We start from the raw sequence: 16,859 nt of genomic DNA, 5'->3' as shown, positions 1-16,859 counted from the left end.
GCACCGCTCAGGGGAAGTGCTGCGGTGAATCGGTGGAGTACCCTCTGGTCGTGCGCACTCCAGAGCAACGACTGGACGCTCTGTGTCGACGCATGAGCGCCGATGTGAGAGTGAGCGAGCTGGCGCTGCGGGTCGCCCATCGGGGAGGAGACCTCGACTACGAGTGGCTGGCCTCGTCGGCGCAGCGGACGCACGCCATCGCGAGCACCACCAAGCTGTTCGCCGCCACGCTCGTGCTGCGGAGGGTCGCCGCGGGCGACCTGACGCTCGAGCAGCCTCTCGTGAGCATCCTGCCGCGCGACGATCTTCGCGACCTCAACCGCTACGGGGGCGTCGATCACGCGGAGGAGATCACCGTGCGGGACGTGCTCGCCCACACCTCGGGCATCCCCAACTACTACGCGCAGAAAGCCCTCGATCCCTCCGGCGACATCGCCGTGGCCACAGCGGCCGACCCTGGGTGGACCTACGAGGAGACGCTCGAGCTGGCTCGCGGCATGGATGCGCCGTTCGCGCCGCACAGCGGTCGCGCCCAGTACAGCTTCACGAACTACCAGCTAGTGGGGCGGCTGATCGAGGCAGTGCACGGCCGCCCGCTCGATGCTGTGCTGCAGTCGGAGCTGCTGGAGCCTCTGGGGCTGCGCGACACCGCTCTGCTCACGCCGCAGAACCTCACGGCCGCGCAGTCGATGTCGCCCATCCTGCACGGTCTCCAGTCGTATCGCGGCACGCGCCGCCTGGCCTCACTCGGTGCCGAGGGAGCCATGGTCTCCTCCGTCTCCGACTCGATGCGCTTCCTGCGCGCGCTCCTGGATGGCGAGGCGCTCGACCCGGCGGGCCTCGAGCTCGCGCTGCGCGACCGGCTCAGACTGTTCCCCCGCGTCGAGTACGGGGTGGGCATCATGGCCCTCACGCTGCCGCGCCTGCTCACCGGTCTTCCGCGACCCGGGGTGCTCGTCGGCCATGCCGGCATGACCGGTCACGTCATGTTCGCCGATCCCGTGAGCGGCGTCTGCGTCGTCGGCACGATCAATCAGCTCGCCGTGCCGCGTCTGTCGTTCCGCCTCCTCCTCGGGGCGCTGCGTGCCGCGCGCCCCTCTCGGCTCACTCGAGCTCGAGCCGTCGGCGGAACTCCTCGGTGAGCCGGCCGCGTTCGACCTTGCCCATGCGATTGCGTGGGATGACCGAGACGTGCCCGAAGACGGTCGGGTGCTTGCCGGGCAACCGCTGACGCAGCAGGCGATCGAGGGCCCTGAGGTCGCAGGAGGCGTCGGCCACGACCGCGAGACCCAGCTCGGGCACGCCGGGGAGCCGCTCGATGAGGAAGCTTCCGCCGTCTTTCAGCCCGGGGAAGCCCTCGATCGCTCGGTCGACGCTCGCGGGGTCGATCTTGACGCCGCCCACGTTGACGAGCTCTGACGTCCGCCCTGCGAGCACGAGATGTCCTTCCGCGGTGAGCCGCCCGCGGTCGCCCGGGTGGAACCAGCCGTCGCGAAAGCGGCGATCGGGGTCGGCACCGGAGTAGCCGGAGGCGAGGGCTGGGCCCCGGTAGCGCACGTCTCCGGTCTCCCCGGCGGGCACCGGCTGCCCCGTCTCATCGACGATCTCCAGCCGGATGCCCGGCACGGGTTCGCCGACATCATCGGGCTCGCCCCCGCGGTGCAGCATGCGTGTGCACACTCCACCGCCCTCGGTCGAGCCGTACACACCGCGCACCGGCACGGCGAGCGTGCGGGCGATCTCACCCAGAAGCGTCGGCGAGGCCGCCGCGCCCGCGGTGCGCACCTCCTCGAGGCCCTGCAGCTCGATGCCTCGCTCACGCAGCACCACCATCGCGTGCCCGACCTGCACGGGCGACCCGGTGAGCACCTGCACGCGCGCGCTCGCGGCGCGCGCGAAGTGCCGGTCTCCTCCCGGATCCACGGTGAGGTAGGGCGTGCCGTGCATGAGGCAGGCCAGCGCTGTGTGAAACCCGCCCGTGGTGGAGAGCGTCATGAGGTTGAGCTCACGACGATGGTCGGTCCAGTAGTGGTGCAGATTCGCCAGTCGGTGCTCCACTGCTCCGACCGTCAGCTCTGCGGGTCGCGGTGTGCCGGTTGTTCCGCTGGTCAGGATGAGGCGGCAGATCGAATCCGACCGCGGGTAGAGCACGGTGGAGGCTCGAGCGGTCTCCGCGTTCTCGTCGTGCTCCGCCACCACCTGCTCGATCCACAGCCGGTCGACCGTCTGCACGAGAGGCGCTTCGACGGCGTCGCTTCCGGGTCGGGCGAGCACAGCATCCGGCACGAACCCCGGAACGGAACCGACCGCGGTCAGCGACACCGTGCGTGTCGCAATGCGCAGCAGGGCCAGCGTGACGATCCAGTCGTCGGCCGGCGCGAGGTCGGTCGCGACGACCTGGCGCGGCGCGACACCGAGCGCGCGCAGTCGTGCCGCGACGGCGCTCACGGCGCGGTCGAGCTCGGCGAAGGTCATCGTTCCTTCGGCGGCGATGAGCGCCGGGTCATCGGGTCGCTCATCGGCATGCTGCGTCAGTCGCTGCAGGGGGCTGAACATGGGCGGCGCTCCGCTCGCGGAAAAGAGACTGTTTCAGGGGCGATCACCACTGTAGGGTTCTACGAGAGCCCCTGCCTGCCTCGACGACACGTCTTTCGCCGGACCCGATGCCCGAGGAGTCCCTGCCATGACCGTTCTGATGCGGTACGAGCCGTTGCCCGCCCGGAGTGCTCCTGTTCGGCGTCGCGCGACGCGCGCCGCCGCCGCCGTCGCCTCCGGTGGCCTCATCGTCGGCATGGGTGCGGCCGGCGCCGCTCCCGCTTTCGCGGCGACCTCGGATGACTGCGATGGCACGAACACACTGACGGCACCCGGCGACGGCGCCGCAGACATCCAAGCGCTCCTCGATGCCGACACGGCCATCGTGTGCCTCTCCGGCAGCTTCCCGCTCACCGAGCAGCTCACCTTCGACCACTCTCTGACGCTGTTCGGGCTCAGCGGCGCAGAGCTCAACGGTCAGAACCTCACGCGCATCATCGAGGGAACGACCGGCTCGTCGCTCACGGTGCAGAATCTCGCCATGGTCGACGGCTCTGGCGCGTTCGGCGGCGCGATCCTCATCGACGGCGATCTGCTCGTCGAGAACTCGCGGTTCGACTCAAACTCAGCGGTGCTCGACGGGGGTGCCATCTACGTCGAGGACTCCTCCGGCAACGACGTGGAGATCATTGATTCTGTCTTCGTCGACAACGCCACGGGCGTCGCCGACCCCGACGGCTACTCGGGTGGCGCGATCTACAACCGCTCGAGCGACTTCTTCGCGATCCAGGGCTCGACGTTCACCGGCAACTCCGCGAGCGAGTTCGGCGGTGCTGTCTTCGGCTATGCGGTGCTCGTCAGTGATTCGACCTTCACCGACAACGTCTCGAGCGAGGCCGGTGGGGGGCTGTACGGCGTCCTGATGGCGAGTATCGACTCCACGTTCACGGGCAACGAATCGCCGATCGGCGGCGGCGTGGCCGGGGGGACGTACGGAGCAGCGATCGGCACGACCTTCGTGGAGAACACCGCTGAGCTCGCTGGCGGCGGGTTCGCGGGCTACGGCGCGGCACTCGTGCTGAACTCGACCTTCGTCGGCAACGACACGAACGGGGTCGGCGGCGCCCTCGCCGGTGCGGAAGGTCAGATCGCCTTGTCGACGTTCCTCGACAACACTGCGCAGGGCGACGAAGGGGGAGAGTCCGCGGAGGCGGTCTTCATTTACCCCGGCATCGACGATTCCAACACGATGTCTATCGGCGGCAGCATCTTCGCCGGTTCGCGTGGTCTCCCGCAGCTGGGTCGGATCGACGAGGTCGACGCCCCTGAGTTCGCCGACGAGGGCGGCAACGTCTTCTCCACCTCCCAGGCGGTCGAGACCGCACTGACCGCGCCGGCCGAGAGCACGCTGTTCTCACGATCGAAGACCGAGATCTTCGGCAGTAGCCCCGCGCTCGCCGGCAACGGCGGAACCACGCAGACCGTTGCTCTCGTGCCGGGCAGCCCCGCCATCGACGCAGTGCCCGCAGACGTGTTCGAGGATGGCTTCGGCTTCGGGCCGACCGCGTCGACCGGCTTCGCCGAGGCATCGGAGTTCGCCGCTGCCTCTGAGCTCGCGGCAACCTCCGACAGCCCAGACCTCGACCAGCGCGGTGAGGAGCGCACCGGACTGCGCGACGCGGGAGCCTTCGAGTTCGGCGATGCCGAGCTCGCCGCGACCGGCCCCGCGTCGACGAACGCGCTCGGGTGGCTCGGCGCTGCGCTGCTGGCCGCGGGCGCCATGGTGGTCGCGTCGACGCGCGGCGCCACGCGTCGCGCCACGCGCTGATGAACGGACTGACCGGCTGAGGGCACTCCCTCTCCACCGGCCGCGAGCGCCTTCCGCTCGCTAATGCGCGTGATCACGGGTGTCGATACCCAGCGCATCGTGATGCCTGACGTCGCGGGAGCACGGTTCTCCTGCGGTGCATTCGGAGTGACCGCGCCGGGCGACCTGACTCTCGTCGTCGCCGCGGCGGATACCCGGTGTCTCGAGCACGCCGAAACGGGCGCGCCCACGGCGCAGCTCGCAGGTGCAGCCATCGCAGCGCTCGTGATCGGCCTGGCGCTGCTGGGGACGTCGGCTCCTCCGCGAGCCGGCGCCGGATGCTCAGTCCTGGTCGGTGGACGTGATGCGCTCGCGCACGATCGATGCGGCCATAGGTCGTGGTGCATCCTCGGCATCGTCGACGATCGCCGGGCTTGCGGCGGTGCGGCTGCTCGGGGGAGGAGCGGCGGCGAGTGCGGCGGCGAGCGCGGGATCGCGCACGGGGCCCGTCGTGGCGGGCGGCTCGGGCAGCTGGGGCGCGGTTGCTGATCGGGTCGAGGGGGAGGCGTCAGACGATGCCTCGGTCGGGGTCGCGTCCGACGACACGGGCGGCATGTCGTGCACAGGCGGCTCGGCGGTCTCGGCGGTCTCGTAACGCCAGCGCTCGAGGTCGGCGCCGAACAGCTTCTTGGCCGTACGTGGCTTCTGCGACCACGTGATGAGCGCGTCGCGATAGTCGCCGAGAGTCTGCTGGGCCTGGAAGCGGAAGCCCGAGGAGTGACCCTTCATCGACTCCAGCTGGTGGCTGGCCCAGTTCGCGGCGAGGGCCGCGCCGGGTATCGGCAGCAGGCGCAGGCGCGTCTCCGCCTCTGAGATGAGCTGGTCGACACGGCGCCGCTCGGCGTCGTCGTGGTCGTGCCACTCGGCTGCGGTGCGCCCGGCGAGTACGAAAGCACCGACGGCGCTGGTGAGAGCATCCCGATCATGGTGCTTCAGCAGGCGCTTCGTCGAGCCGCGGGCGATAAGCGCCGCGACGACTCCGGCGACCAGAATCGAGAGTGCGGGGATGACCGCGCCCGTGAGCACGCGCCAGCCGTCATCCGAGGCCCACCATTGGACGACATCATTCCCCCATGTCATGCCAGCACTGTACCCCCGAACAGGGGTCGTGGCGAGCCTCAACCTGACGAAAGATCAGCGCGCGGGGATATCGACAGTGGTGATCGGCCCCGTGTTGAGGGCCAGATCGGCGTCGACGACGGTCTTCGTACTGCGGGCTGTCTGGGCGAGGACGATGCCCGCCAGCACGACCGCCGCCCCGGCCACTTGCACGAATCCCAAGGTCTCCCCGAGCCACAACCACGCCACAGCGAACGCGAACACCACCTCCGAGGAGGCGACGATGCCCGCCGCGGTCGCCGTCAGGTATCGCAGCGACGCGAGGCTGAGCATGAACGGCGCGAATGACCCGAGTGCCACGTTCCAGGCGAGCGGCAGCCACATCGGTACCAGAAGCTCGGCTCCCTGGCCGCCGAGGTCGACCGGCGCGGTGAACACGCTCGGGTCGAGCTGCCACCAGCCGCTCACGAAAGCCCAGAAGATCGCCGCGAACGACATCGTCCAGAACGACACGGCGAGCGGCGATGTGCGCACGACCTGCTTCTCCCCGACGAGGAAGTACGTGGCGAGGCAGATCGCCGCTGCGAGGCCGAAAAGCACCCCCAGCGCGTTGAGAGTGCTCGCCCACACTTGCGCGACCACCGCGAGCCCGACGAGCACGAGCCCGATCGCGACCCACAGCCGTGCCTTCACCTTCTCGTGGAAGAAGAAGAACGCCACAAGGGCGACGAGCAGAACGGCCAGGTACTCGAGCAGCAGGGCGATGCCGACCGGCAGCAGCTGTACCGCAGCGGCGTAGGTGCCTTGCAGGAAGGCGACTCCCACGACGCCCAGCACGATCATGATCGGCCACTGCCGCCGCGGCATGCGAAAAGCCCGACGGTCGATCACGAGCAGCACCGCCCCGGCGATGAGAGCAGCGCCCACGAGGCGGAACTGCGTGACCTGCGCGGGCGTCAGCCCCGCCGCCATGATGAGCTTGGTGACGCTGCCGTTCGCGCCGAACAGCACCGCGGCCAGCAGGGCGTAGACGTATCCCACGGTCGGGCTACCGAGTGCCGGTGCCGTGCACGGCGTGCGGCTCGATCGCCGCGATCTCCTCGACGGTCAGCGCGGCACCGTTCAGGGCGTCGAGGCTGTCGTCGAGCTGGCGCACGCTGCTCGCGCCGATGAGCGCGCTCGTCACCTGCGGGTGCCGCAGCACCCACAGCAGCGACAGCTGAGCGAGCGACTGGCCCCGCTGCCGCGCGAGCTCGTTGAGCGCTCGCGCTCGCTCGAGGTAGACGTCGTCGATGGTGTCGCCCGTGATCCAGCGGCCCTGGGCGGCACGTGAGTCGGCGGGAATGCCGTCGAGGTACCGGTCGGTGAGCAAGCCCTGGGCGAGCGGGGAGAACACGATGCTGCCGAGCGCGAGCTCGGCGAGAGCATCCAGAAGCCCGTCCTCTAGACGTCGGTCGAACATGTTGTAGCGGGGCTGGTGGATGAGCAGCGGGATTCCCAGCTCGCCGAGGATGCGGTGCGCCTCGCGGGTCTGCTCGGCGTCGTAGTTCGAGACACCCACATAGAGCGCCTTGCCGTTCGTCACGGCGGTCGCGAGCGCCCCCATGGTCTCCTCGAGCGGGGTGCTCGGGTCGGGCCGGTGCGAGTAGAAGATGTCGACATAGTCGAGCCCGAGGCGGGCAAGGCTCGCGTCGAGCGAGCTCAGCAGATGCTTGCGCGATCCCCACTCGCCGTAGGGGCCATCCCACATGAAGTAGCCGGCCTTCGACGAGATGACGAGCTCGTCGCGGTACGGGCGAAAGTCGTCGGCGAAGATGCGCCCGAAGGTGGTCTCGGCGCTGCCGGTGGGCGGGCCGTAGTTGTTGGCGAGGTCGAAGTGGGTCACGCCGCGGTCGAACGCGCGACGCAGAATCGCGCGCTGAGTCGCGATCGGCTTGTCCTCGCCGAAGTTGTTCCAGAGACCGAGGGAGATGCGCGGCAGCTTCAGACCGCTTCGCCCGACGCGCGCGTAGTCGAGCTGCTCGTAGCGGTTGGCGGCGGCCGCGTACGGCGTGCGTTCGATGGGCATTCGTCCAGCGTACGACCGGCGAGCGCACGGTTCGTGCACGGCGGGCAGACGTACACTCTCACCATGCGCACATTCCACCTCGCCGGGGGCTGCTTCTGGTGCCTCGACGCCGTCTACCGCACCATCGAGGGCGTCTCGGACGTCGTCTCCGGATACACCGGCGGCCATGTGGAGACGCCCAGCTACGAGCTCGTCTGCACCGGGTCCACGGGTCACGCTGAGGCCGTCGCTGTCACCTTCGACCCGGATGTCGTCCCTGCGGATGTCATCCTCGACATCTTCTTCACCCTGCACGATCCGCGCCAGCTGAACCGGCAGGGCAACGATGTGGGCACGCAGTACCGCTCGGCGATGTTCTACGCCGACGAGGAGCAGAAGGCGCTGTTCGAGGCGGCGCGCGACCGAGCATCCGAGACGTGGGAGGGCGGCATCGTGACCGAGATCTCGCCGCTCGGCCGCTACTACATCGCCGAGGACTACCACCAAGACTTTTTCGCGAAGAACCCGAGCCAGGGCTACTGCCTCGCTGTCGCGCTGCCGAAGGTCACGAAGGTACGCAGGGCGTACGCGCCGTACGTGACGGCGCGCTGAGACAGGCCCGCACCCCCTCGACAGACGCCCGCACGGAGGCGTATTTTCTGAGAACGCACCACGAGGCGTCCGCCGACCGAAGGGAGCGAACCATGAGCACACCGATCGAGATCGATCAGACCTGGGCAGCGCACGGCCCCGCAGGAGCCGTCGGAGCCGTTCAGCGCAGCGGCGACGATTTCTTTGTGTCACTGCCGGGTGAGGATGCTCGGCGCGGGCCGTACGAATCGCTCGACGTCGCGAAGCGCGCGCTGCATGCCGCTCTCGGGCCCGGGGCGGAGCGCCCCGAGTTCACCGAGCACTGACCGCTGGTCGTGGGGGAGGCCGGTCCCTCCCCATCACGGTGCAGACGGTCGGTTGTCCTCAGCTCCATGGCCGCGCGGGCGGCCACGGAGCGAGGCGACCACACTCTCCGGTACGAGACGCCGGGCGCTCTTCCGGCACGAACCGTCCGGCGTCTCGCCACCCTTGGCAGACCGGAGGACACCATGACCGACACCATCACTCTCACGGGGCTCGTCGCGACGAACCCGCGCCACATCGTCACCAGCGAGGGGCTCACGATCACGAGCTTCCGCCTCGCCTCGAACCAGCGCCGCTTCGATCGCGGTCAGAACGCCTGGATCGACGGTGACACCAACTGGTACACGGTCACCGCGTTCCGCCAACTCGGCACCCATGTGGCCTCGTCGCTCGAGAAGGGTCACCGCGTGCTCGTCACGGGGCGCGTGCGCATTCGCGACTGGGAGACCGACGAGAAGTCGGGCACGTCGGTCGAGATCGATGCCGAGGCCATCGGGCACGACTTGACGTGGGGCCGGGCGACGTTCACGCGCAGCGTCATCGCGAAGAGCCCCGCCCGGGACGACGGCTCGGAAGCGGGCGAGGCGCCGACCGCGCAGGATGCCGCGTCAGACCGCGACTCTGCAGAGCAGAGCAAGGACGAGTTGCTCGAGTCGACGCCGTTCTAGGGCATCCGAACGTGCGGCGCCTGGCGTCAGGTGCCGGGCCGGCGCACGCGGATTCCCCCGCGTTGCCACAGAGTCACGGCGGCCACTCGGGGGCTCGCGTTCTCACCGGTGTCGAGTCCGAGAGCGAGGAAGAGGCGCGTCAGCATCGTCTCCACCGCCCGCACCGTCGTGCCGCGGTGCTCGGCGAGCGCGCGCGTCGATGCGCCCTCGGCGAGCATCCGCAGCACTTCGGCCTGCGCGGCAGTAACGGTGGGCACGTCGTCTTCTCGGATCACCTCCGCGTCGATCTGGCCGCTGATCGCGCGATGCACCGCTTCGGCGAGCTCGTCGACGCGGCTCACTTGAGACTTCACGAGGTAGACCGCCGTCGCAGGGATCAGCTCGGGATCGGATACGGCGAGCTCGGGGGAGCGGTGTGATGTCAGCACAACCAGGCCGATCCAGGGAAACTCCGCCGCTACCCGATCGAGCAACGCGGCACCGGTGCGGCCATGGCCGAAGTTGAGGTCGCTCACCAGCGCGTGGGGCTCCACACGAGCAACGGCGGTCAGGGCCTCCTCGGCACTCGTCGCCGAGGTGACGGCGAAGCCCTGAGCTTCCAGCCCACCCGAGACGAGCGAGAGGGTGAAGGGGTCGTCGTCGGCAACGACGACGCGCAAAGCGTGGGATTCGGCTTCGGTCACGATTGCTCCTCCTGGTCTCCATCTCCCGGCACCCCGCGGAGGGTGTCAGCAACGGTTGTCAGCAGAAGGCTCGTCGTGAACGGCTTCGGTAGAAATCGAGTGATGCCCATGCCGACAGCGCGCCGCGCCGAGCCGTTCGAGGTGAGACCGCTCATCGCGACGATCGGAACATCCGGGTGGTGATTCTCGAGGTACGCGCTCGCCTCAGCTCCGTCCATGACGGGCATCATCATGTCGGTGAGCACGAGGTCGATGCGCTGGTCGCCCGCCTCCACGAGGTCGATCGCCTCCTGCCCGTTCCGGGCCGTGGCGACGCGGTACCCGTGGGCCTGCAGCGTCTGCGCCGTCACGTCCAGGATCATCGGCTCGTCGTCCACGACGAGGATGAGCTCGCCCTTGCCTCGTGGTGCGCCGACCTTCTTCTGATTGGCCTGAGCGGCAGGTGCCTCGCCGTCGGGCGCGACCGGCAGTGCGACGCGGAACGTCGTCCCGGTGCCCGCTTCGCTCGTGACCTCCATGAAGCCACCGTGACTGCGGACGATGGCGAGAGAGCTCGGAAGCCCGAGCCCTGTGCCGCGGCCGGGCGCTTTCGTAGTGAAGAAGGGCTCGAATACCTTCGCGGCAACCTCCGGAGGCATCCCGATGCCGTCGTCCTCTACCTCGAAGAGGAGATACTGCCCGGGACGCCCCGAGAGGCCGTCCGATGCGTTCTGCTCGTCGATCGCGAGGCTCTTCAGTCGGACATGGATGTGGCCGCCCTCGGGTAAGGCATCTCTCGCGTTCGAGACGAGGTTGATGAGCACCTGCAGCAGTTGGGTGGGGTCGCCCATCGTGTCTCGGCTACCGCCCTCGAGCGCGGTCGTGATCGTGATCTCCTTCGGGAGCGCGGTGCGGGTGTAGAAGGTCACGTCGTTGAGAAGGTCACGGGCCGAGACCCGGATGCGTCTGCCCTCCACGCCCCGCGCGAAGGCGAGCACCTGGCGGATCATGTCGGCACCTCGCTTGACGGCAGCCTCCATGCCGTCGAGAATCTGGCGCTCGTCGTCGTCGTGTGCTCGGCGGGAAAGGAGCTGTACCGACATCAGGAGAGGTGTGAGCACATTGTTGAGGTCGTGCGCAATTCCTCCGGCGAGCGTGCCGAGGCTTTCCATTCTCTGCGCGCGCAAGCGCGCTTCGTCTGTCTTCCGCTGCTCGGTGATGTCGCTGTTGACGGCGAAGATCGCGGATGGCTGATGGGTCTCGTCGAGCACGAGCTGCCATCGGCAGTCCACCACGAGCGGCCGCCCGTCGCGAGCCCGCTGCTCGAGCGCTCCGCTCCAGAAGCCCTCCCGCAGGACGGCGGCGGTGGCGTTGTCGAACGCCGTCGTGTCGTCGAAGATCAGTTCGGTAACCGGCCGACCGATCGCCTCAGTGGAGCTCCACCCGTACAGCTCGCTTGCCGCGCGGTTCCAATACTGGACCCTGTGGTCCAGGCCGCGAACGATCATGGCGTCTCGGGCGGCGTCGAGCAGACGGGCCTGTTCCCCTAAGCGTCGTTGGCTCTCGATCATGTGCTGACGCGTCCGCTCGTCGTCCGTGGCATCCCGCACGTAGAGCGCGAGTCCGGAAGCGCTCGGGTACGCGGTCACGTCGAACCACATGCCCAACGACTCATCGAACGATCTGACCTGCTGGCGGCTACCTGTCTCGATCGCCTGATGGTATGCCTGCTCCCAATCTGAGCCCTCTGACTCCGGGAAGGCCTCCCGCAAGGACGCCCCGATCAGTTCCTCCTCTGACTTTCCGACGAGCTCGAGTGCTCGAGGGTTGACGAAGGTGAAGCGCCAGTCGCGGTCGAGGAACATGATGCCGTCGCTGATGGTGTTGAGGGTGAGCGCCAGGCGCTCTTCCAGCTCGACGAGTCGAGACCGTTCGGCCTCCGCTTCGGTGACGTCCCAGATCGCACCGAGTGCGCGCGCGACCGCTCCCGTGTGGTCGCGCTCCGGGCGCCCCAGGATGCGCGCGACGACCCGCGCGCCCGACGTGGTGACGATGTCGAGCTGCACGTCGAAGCCCTCGCCCTCCTCGAGGCACCGCCGCATCGCGCCGCGCAAAGCGTCGCGAGTGTGCGAGGGCTGAGCATGGAGAAGCTCGTCGAGAACGATCTGCGCATCGGGGGCGATCGTCAAGATGCTTCGCGCCTCGTCGGAGAGCCGCAGCACTCGGTCGGCTGCGTCCATCGACCAACCCCCGAAACCCGCCATGCGGCCGGCGATCTGGAGGAGCTCTTCCGCCGACTCGCGTTCGCGGGCCACGGCCATGGCCTCCGTGACATCTCGTGCAGTGCCGAGGACGGCGACGACGTCGCGACCGTCGCGCACGGGATGCAGGGTGACATCCGAGACGTACTGGGTCTGCTCATTGATCGCTCGCACGATCCGGAACGCGGCAACCTCCCCGCGCAGCGCGCGCGCCATGTGCTCGCCGGTGACGTCACGATCCTCACCGTTGATGATGTCGAGCAGCCGCTGCCCGACGGCCTCATCGCGGGACAGCCCCGATCGCGTGAGAAGCGTCGTGTTCGCCGCGATGACCGTGCCGTCGGTATCGGTCACGAAGGCGACGTCAGCGAGGTCTGCGAGCGCGCTGTCAAGCACGGCCGCGAGGGCCGTCGGGTCGCGAAGTGCAGAGGTCATGGCCGCGGCTCGTTGCGCGCGGGGTCGAGAAGACGATCCACACGCTCGAGGAAGTCGTCCAAGTCGATGGGCTTGCGCGCAAACTCGACGTCCACGTCATCCAGATCATCCGGTCGGGTGGGCTCGCCGCTCAGCACGAGCACCGGCAGTCGCGGGTGCGATGTGCGCACCGCGTCCAGAGAGTCGCGCAGCGTTCCTCCGGGCATGTTGACATCGAGAACGGCGAGCTCGAGCGTGTGCGCCTTCCCAGCGCGCCGTGTGCCGTCGACATCGGCGGATTCGACCACGGCGAGGCCTCGCGACGCGAGCGCCAGGCCCAGGACGGTCCGCACGAGGTCGTCGTCGTCCGCCACCAGGACGACGGTGTCGAGCGGCTCGGGGTCGGCCATGCACGCCAGTCTAGGCGGCCACTCTCCTCGGTGCGAGAGCAGCCGGCGGGCCCGCCTACCCCTGTTCGGGGGTGCGCAGGCCGTCCGCGTCGCTCATGGTCGCGAGGGAGACGAGGCCGAGCGAGACATCGTCGAGGTGAAGCGCGACGGCATCGATCACGGCGGAAGTGGGTCCCGCCGATGAGCCATCGGCCAACGCAGCGGTGTGGAAGTTCAGGGCCATGACGCACGCGGCAAGCCGGCCCTGAATGGGACCGTGCAAGAGGATGGCGAGCTTGCGTCGCTCACGCCGGCGGGTCTCGGCGCGCTCCCGGTCGAGGGCCTCGATGGTGGTCCTGGTCTGCGCGAGCTCGGCTCCAGCATCCTCATTGAGTCGGTACAGCGCTGTCGCGAGCGCGAACACGGTGCTGGTGAGAATGAGGGAGACCGCCATGAGCGGCGCAATGAGGAGACCATGCCAGGTGATCGGGTCGATCTCGCTCGCGAGCATGATCTGGGTCATGGCGCCGAGCGCGAGGACGAGGGATACGACAGTCACGGCCTGCCCCGGGAACACGGAGACGCTGTGGCCGATGTGCACAGCGACGGCGGGCCCGATACCGAGGAAGACTCCGGAGACGACGGCCGCGATGGTGACCTCGAGAGCGGCGGGCGCCCCGAAAACGCGCCAGGCGTCCGGCGCGATGAGAGCGATGGTGGCCACCGTGACCAGGAGCGCGGTCAGCACGGGGCGCTCGGGTCGTACATCGAAAGCTCGTCGAAGGGACGCTCGCTGATGAGCCTGTTGCGATGCACGAGGGTCGACGCCGGCCGAGTCGACGACGGCTGCGACATCGTCATGCAGGCGGCCGAGTTGGGCGGTCAACTGCTCCAGCTGCGGTCTCGTGAGGTTCGTGCCTGTGTTGGAGAGACTGACCCGAAGATCTTCGAGCACCGGTTCCACGGTGTGGCGCACGGACTCGCGCAGGTTCCGCTGCACCTCGTCGGCCGACTCGATCGACGCGTGTCGGGCCCGCTCGAGGTCGCGGTGAGCCGCGTCGAGCGCGCCGAGCAGGAGGCGTCTCTGGTCCAACTGGGCGAGAGTGTAGACGAAGATGGGCACCCAGAGGGCACTCGCAGTCACCCACGTCGCGATGCGAAAGGCGTACTCAGGGTCGACGCCGGTCACGGCGTTCGCCACGAATCCCCCGATGACGGCACGGGAGACAGCGGCGGTGCCCCAGATCGCTGCGACGACGGTCAGCGGAAGGATCGCGTGCCGCCGGCGAGCGATCGCCGCGCCAAGCGCAATGATGATGCCGACGGCGAGGTGCTGCAGCGTGGCGGAGAGCAACGGCCACCACCACTCCGCAAACGGGGTGATGTTCTCGCGCAGGATGACGAGGAGCGTCGTCGGAGGGTACAGGCTGACCCAGACCGCCCAGTGCGTCGCCCAGGGCCCGCCGAGCGCCTCTCGCGCCGTGAGACCGCCCACTGCACTCGCCTCCCTTCGCCGAGAGGGAGTGTAGGCCGACTCGGTTCGACGCCCCTGGTGCACATCATGGTTGAGGAAGGCGGTGGTTCCTGATCTCACCCGAAGAGATCAGGAACCACCGGCACTTGTCTGAGCGATTCGGGCCCGACCCGAACGGGCCGAAGCGCTACCACGGTTCGCGGTCCCCCGGTGACCCCCCGATCACCTACCGCTTGCGTTGGAGTGAGTCTCCTCCCATGACGCGATGCGGGCAACCACCGCCGGTCAGGCGTGTTCGAATACCGAACGGCGTCTGCGTAGACTCGCTCCCGGGCCGCGACGCGGCTCCGATGAGGCTGGCAGATCACGGAGGTTCGGGATGCTCTCGCGCCCGTCTTCTCGCCGTGGGCGGGCCTCAGCGCGTGCGGCGGGCATCCTCGTGTCGGCCTTCGTTCTGGCTGGCTGCGCCGTCGAGCGCGAGCCGGTGCCGAGCCCCAGCAGCGATGCGCCCGTCGACCCGTTCGAGCAGCCTCGCATCACTCCGGGGATCGTGCCCGAGTTCGTCGAGGGCGGCACGGCCGCCGAGAACCTCGACTACTTCGCGTTCCGCCTGGACGCCCTGATCGCGCAGGTCCAGTCTCCGACCAGCCGCGAGCTGGTCGACAGTGTGGTCGACGCGGGCTTCGACAAGGCTGCCATGGAGGTGACGGCCGACACCACGCCGACGGGCATGGCGGCCGACTCGATCCTTGTCGCGGTTCGCCTGGGCGACGACTGCCTGCTCGGGCAGGTCGTGGACGGTCAGGTGGTCGCCGGCGTCGCCCCGGTGCTCAGCACCGGGCGGTGCCTGGTGGGGCGCACGCTCTCCCTAGACTGATAGGCATGGCCGAATTCATTTACACCATGGTCCGCGCCCGCAAGACGGTCGGGGAGAAGCTGATCCTCGACGACGTCACGATGTCGTTCTTCCCTGGTGCGAAGATCGGTATGGTCGGCCCGAACGGCGCCGGCAAGTCGACGATCATCAAGATCATGGCGGGCCTCGACCAGCCCTCCAACGGCGAGGCACGTTTGAGCCCCGGCTACTCGGTGGGCATCCTCATGCAGGAGCCCGAGCTGGACGAGTCGAAGACGGTGCTCGAGAACGTGCAGGACGGCGTGCGGGAGCTGAGCGACAAGCTCGCCCGCTTCAACGAGATCTCGCTCGCGATGGCCGACCCTGAGGCCGACTTCGATGCGCTCATGGCCGAGATGGGCACCCTGCAGGAGGAGATCGACGCCGCCAACGGCTGGGATCTCGACAGTCAGCTGGAGCAGGCGATGGATGCTCTGCGCTGCCCGCCCGGCGACGAGATGATCACCCACCTCAGTGGAGGAGAGAAGCGCCGTGTCGCGCTCTGCAAGCTCCTGCTCGAGAAGCCCGATCTGCTGCTTCTCGATGAGCCCACCAACCACCTCGATGCCGAGAGCGTTCTGTGGCTCGAGCAGCACCTGCAGAAGTACCCGGGCGCCGTCATCGCGATCACGCACGACCGGTACTTCCTCGATCACGTCGCCGAGTGGATCGCCGAGGTGGACCGGGGGCGGCTCTACCCGTACGAGGGCAACTACTCGACCTACCTCGAGAAGAAGGCGGCTCGCCTGGAGGTGCAGGGCAAGAAGGACGCGAAGCTCGCCAAGCGACTGGCGGGCGAGCTTGACTGGGTGCGCTCCAACGCGAAAGGCCGGCAGGCGAAGTCGAAGGCGCGTCTCGCCCGGTACGAGGAGATGGCGGCGGAGGCAGAGAAGACGCGCAAGCTCGACTTCGAGGAGATTGTGATCCCCGTGGGCCCGCGGCTCGGCTCGCAGGTGATCGAGGCGTCGAAGCTGCGTAAGGGCTTCGGCGAGCGCATCCTCATCGATGGCCTCTCCTTCACCCTGCCGCGCAACGGCATCGTCGGCATCATCGGTCCGAACGGGGTCGGCAAGACAACGCTGTTCAAGACCATCGTGGGGTTCGAAGAGCTCGACGGCGGCACCCTCAAGATCGGCGACACCGTCGACATCTCATACGTCGACCAGAGTCGCGGCGGCATCGATCCGAACAAGACTCTGTGGGAGGTCGTGAGCGACGGCCTCGACTACATCCAGGTCGGCAAGACGGAGATTCCGTCGCGGGCATACGTCTCGCAATTCGGTTTCAAGGGCCCTGACCAGCAGAAGAAAGCCGGCGTGCTCTCCGGGGGTGAGCGCAACCGTCTCAACCTCGCCCTCACCCTCAAGGAGGGCGGCAACCTGCTGCTGCTCGACGAGCCGACGAACGACCTCGATGTGGAGACGCTCGGCAGCCTCGAGAACGCGCTGCTCGAGTTTCCCGGTTGCGCCGTGGTGATCACGCACGATCGGTGGTTCCTCGATCGCATCGCCACCCACATCCTCGCGTACGAGGGTACGGAGGAGAACCCGAGCTACTGGCACTGGTTCGAGGGCAACTTCGAGGCCTACGAGGAGAACAAGATCGAGCGTCTCGGGCCGGATGCGGCGAAGCCGCATCGCTCCACCTACCGCAAGCTCACGCGCGACTGACCG

General features: G+C 68.4%; 15 protein-coding genes. 7 read left to right on the top strand and 8 right to left on the bottom strand.

All coding sequences use genetic code 11. The features are described from left to right. The first annotated feature begins 50 nt into the window (after positions 1-50). Entirely contained in the window at positions 51-1,142 is a 1,092-nt protein-coding gene (locus tag RJQ01_RS03125; protein WP_350475251.1) for a serine hydrolase domain-containing protein, read from the top strand. Here RJQ01_RS03125 and RJQ01_RS03120 read toward each other — a convergent pair. Beyond that, complete coding sequence (locus tag RJQ01_RS03120; RefSeq protein ID WP_350475250.1) at positions 1,105-2,556, bottom strand: class I adenylate-forming enzyme family protein; 1,452 nt, start codon at positions 2,554-2,556, stop codon at positions 1,105-1,107. The two genes, RJQ01_RS03125 and RJQ01_RS03120, sit on opposite strands and share 38 nt — an antisense overlap. A 127-nt stretch (positions 2,557-2,683) precedes the next feature. Between RJQ01_RS03120 and RJQ01_RS03115 the strand changes: the two genes are divergently transcribed. Further along, positions 2,684-4,363 carry a choice-of-anchor Q domain-containing protein gene (locus RJQ01_RS03115; RefSeq protein WP_350475249.1) on the top strand — a complete coding sequence of 560 codons (1,680 nt, stop codon included), beginning with the start codon at positions 2,684-2,686 and terminating at the stop codon, positions 4,361-4,363. Positions 4,364-4,684: 321 nt separating this feature from the next. Here the strand turns inward: RJQ01_RS03115 and RJQ01_RS03110 are convergent, their stop codons facing one another. The 3 genes from RJQ01_RS03110 to RJQ01_RS03100 are packed head-to-tail and all read right to left on the bottom strand — an operon-like array spanning position 4,685 to position 7,529. Further along, positions 4,685-5,482: a hypothetical protein gene (locus RJQ01_RS03110; protein WP_350475248.1), complete on the bottom strand. Its 798-nt coding sequence runs from the start codon at positions 5,480-5,482 to the stop codon at positions 4,685-4,687. A gap of 54 nt (positions 5,483-5,536) precedes the next feature. Beyond that, positions 5,537-6,502: an EamA family transporter gene (locus RJQ01_RS03105; RefSeq protein ID WP_350475247.1), complete on the bottom strand. Its 966-nt coding sequence runs from the start codon at positions 6,500-6,502 to the stop codon at positions 5,537-5,539. A 7-nt stretch (positions 6,503-6,509) separates the two neighbouring features. After that, the gene (locus RJQ01_RS03100; RefSeq protein ID WP_350475246.1) at positions 6,510-7,529 is read right to left on the bottom strand and encodes an aldo/keto reductase; all 1,020 of its coding nucleotides are present in this window, start codon (positions 7,527-7,529) and stop codon (positions 6,510-6,512) included. A gap of 63 nt (positions 7,530-7,592) precedes the next feature. On the opposite strand from RJQ01_RS03100, the gene msrA reads away from it, so the two are divergent. From msrA to RJQ01_RS03085, 3 genes are all read left to right on the top strand, one after another. After that, positions 7,593-8,120, top strand: a complete 528-nt coding sequence (gene msrA, locus RJQ01_RS03095) for a peptide-methionine (S)-S-oxide reductase MsrA (protein WP_350475245.1) — start codon at positions 7,593-7,595, stop codon at positions 8,118-8,120. A gap of 92 nt (positions 8,121-8,212) precedes the next feature. Then, positions 8,213-8,425 carry a methyltransferase gene (locus RJQ01_RS03090; RefSeq protein ID WP_350475244.1) on the top strand — a complete coding sequence of 71 codons (213 nt, stop codon included), beginning with the start codon at positions 8,213-8,215 and terminating at the stop codon, positions 8,423-8,425. Positions 8,426-8,608: 183 nt separating this feature from the next. Then, positions 8,609-9,091 (top strand): single-stranded DNA-binding protein, encoded by a 483-nt coding sequence (locus tag RJQ01_RS03085; protein WP_350475243.1) that lies wholly within the window; start codon positions 8,609-8,611, stop codon positions 9,089-9,091. A 26-nt stretch (positions 9,092-9,117) separates the two neighbouring features. Here RJQ01_RS03085 and RJQ01_RS03080 read toward each other — a convergent pair whose 3' ends face one another. From RJQ01_RS03080 to RJQ01_RS03065, 4 genes are read right to left on the bottom strand one after another with little or no spacing between them, the layout of a single operon-like run. Continuing rightward, positions 9,118-9,774 (bottom strand): response regulator, encoded by a 657-nt coding sequence (locus tag RJQ01_RS03080; protein ID WP_350475242.1) that lies wholly within the window; start codon positions 9,772-9,774, stop codon positions 9,118-9,120. Then, positions 9,771-12,449 (bottom strand): hybrid sensor histidine kinase/response regulator, encoded by a 2,679-nt coding sequence (locus RJQ01_RS03075; RefSeq protein ID WP_350475241.1) that lies wholly within the window; start codon positions 12,447-12,449, stop codon positions 9,771-9,773. Before RJQ01_RS03075 ends, RJQ01_RS03080 begins: the two co-directional genes overlap by 4 nt. Then, positions 12,446-12,838, bottom strand: coding sequence for a response regulator (locus RJQ01_RS03070; RefSeq protein WP_350475240.1), 393 nt, complete (start codon positions 12,836-12,838; stop codon positions 12,446-12,448). Before RJQ01_RS03070 ends, RJQ01_RS03075 begins: the two co-directional genes overlap by 4 nt. Positions 12,839-12,893: 55 nt before the next feature. Next, a complete protein-coding gene (locus RJQ01_RS03065; protein WP_350475239.1) occupies positions 12,894-14,312 on the bottom strand; it encodes a hypothetical protein in 1,419 nt (472 codons plus the stop codon). Between the two features lie 358 nt (positions 14,313-14,670). On the opposite strand from RJQ01_RS03065, the gene RJQ01_RS03060 reads away from it, so the two are divergent. Further along, positions 14,671-15,168, top strand: coding sequence for a DUF6993 domain-containing protein (locus RJQ01_RS03060; protein WP_350475238.1), 498 nt, complete (start codon positions 14,671-14,673; stop codon positions 15,166-15,168). Between the two features lie 5 nt (positions 15,169-15,173). Beyond that, positions 15,174-16,856 carry an energy-dependent translational throttle protein EttA gene (gene ettA, locus RJQ01_RS03055; protein ID WP_350475237.1) on the top strand — a complete coding sequence of 561 codons (1,683 nt, stop codon included), beginning with the start codon at positions 15,174-15,176 and terminating at the stop codon, positions 16,854-16,856. Positions 16,857-16,859: the final 3 nt, after the last annotated feature.

The organism is Microcella sp., from assembly GCF_040286215.1.
Classification (GTDB): domain Bacteria; phylum Actinomycetota; class Actinomycetes; order Actinomycetales; family Microbacteriaceae; genus Microcella.
This window is presented reverse-complemented; position numbering and strand designations above follow the sequence as displayed.

Coding starts and splice junctions, on each gene's coding strand:
- RJQ01_RS03075 (WP_350475241.1), bottom strand. CDS start 12,449: ATGACCTCTGCACTTCGCGACCCGACGGCCCTCGCGGCCGTGCTTGAC.
- msrA (WP_350475245.1), top strand. CDS start 7,593: ATGCGCACATTCCACCTCGCCGGGGGCTGCTTCTGGTGCCTCGACGCC.
- RJQ01_RS03090 (WP_350475244.1), top strand. CDS start 8,213: ATGAGCACACCGATCGAGATCGATCAGACCTGGGCAGCGCACGGCCCC.
- RJQ01_RS03115 (WP_350475249.1), top strand. CDS start 2,684: ATGACCGTTCTGATGCGGTACGAGCCGTTGCCCGCCCGGAGTGCTCCT.
- RJQ01_RS03110 (WP_350475248.1), bottom strand. CDS start 5,482: ATGACATGGGGGAATGATGTCGTCCAATGGTGGGCCTCGGATGACGGC.
- RJQ01_RS03120 (WP_350475250.1), bottom strand. CDS start 2,556: ATGTTCAGCCCCCTGCAGCGACTGACGCAGCATGCCGATGAGCGACCC.
- RJQ01_RS03070 (WP_350475240.1), bottom strand. CDS start 12,838: ATGGCCGACCCCGAGCCGCTCGACACCGTCGTCCTGGTGGCGGACGAC.
- ettA (WP_350475237.1), top strand. CDS start 15,174: ATGGCCGAATTCATTTACACCATGGTCCGCGCCCGCAAGACGGTCGGG.
- RJQ01_RS03060 (WP_350475238.1), top strand. CDS start 14,671: ATGCTCTCGCGCCCGTCTTCTCGCCGTGGGCGGGCCTCAGCGCGTGCG.
- RJQ01_RS03085 (WP_350475243.1), top strand. CDS start 8,609: ATGACCGACACCATCACTCTCACGGGGCTCGTCGCGACGAACCCGCGC.
- RJQ01_RS03100 (WP_350475246.1), bottom strand. CDS start 7,529: ATGCCCATCGAACGCACGCCGTACGCGGCCGCCGCCAACCGCTACGAG.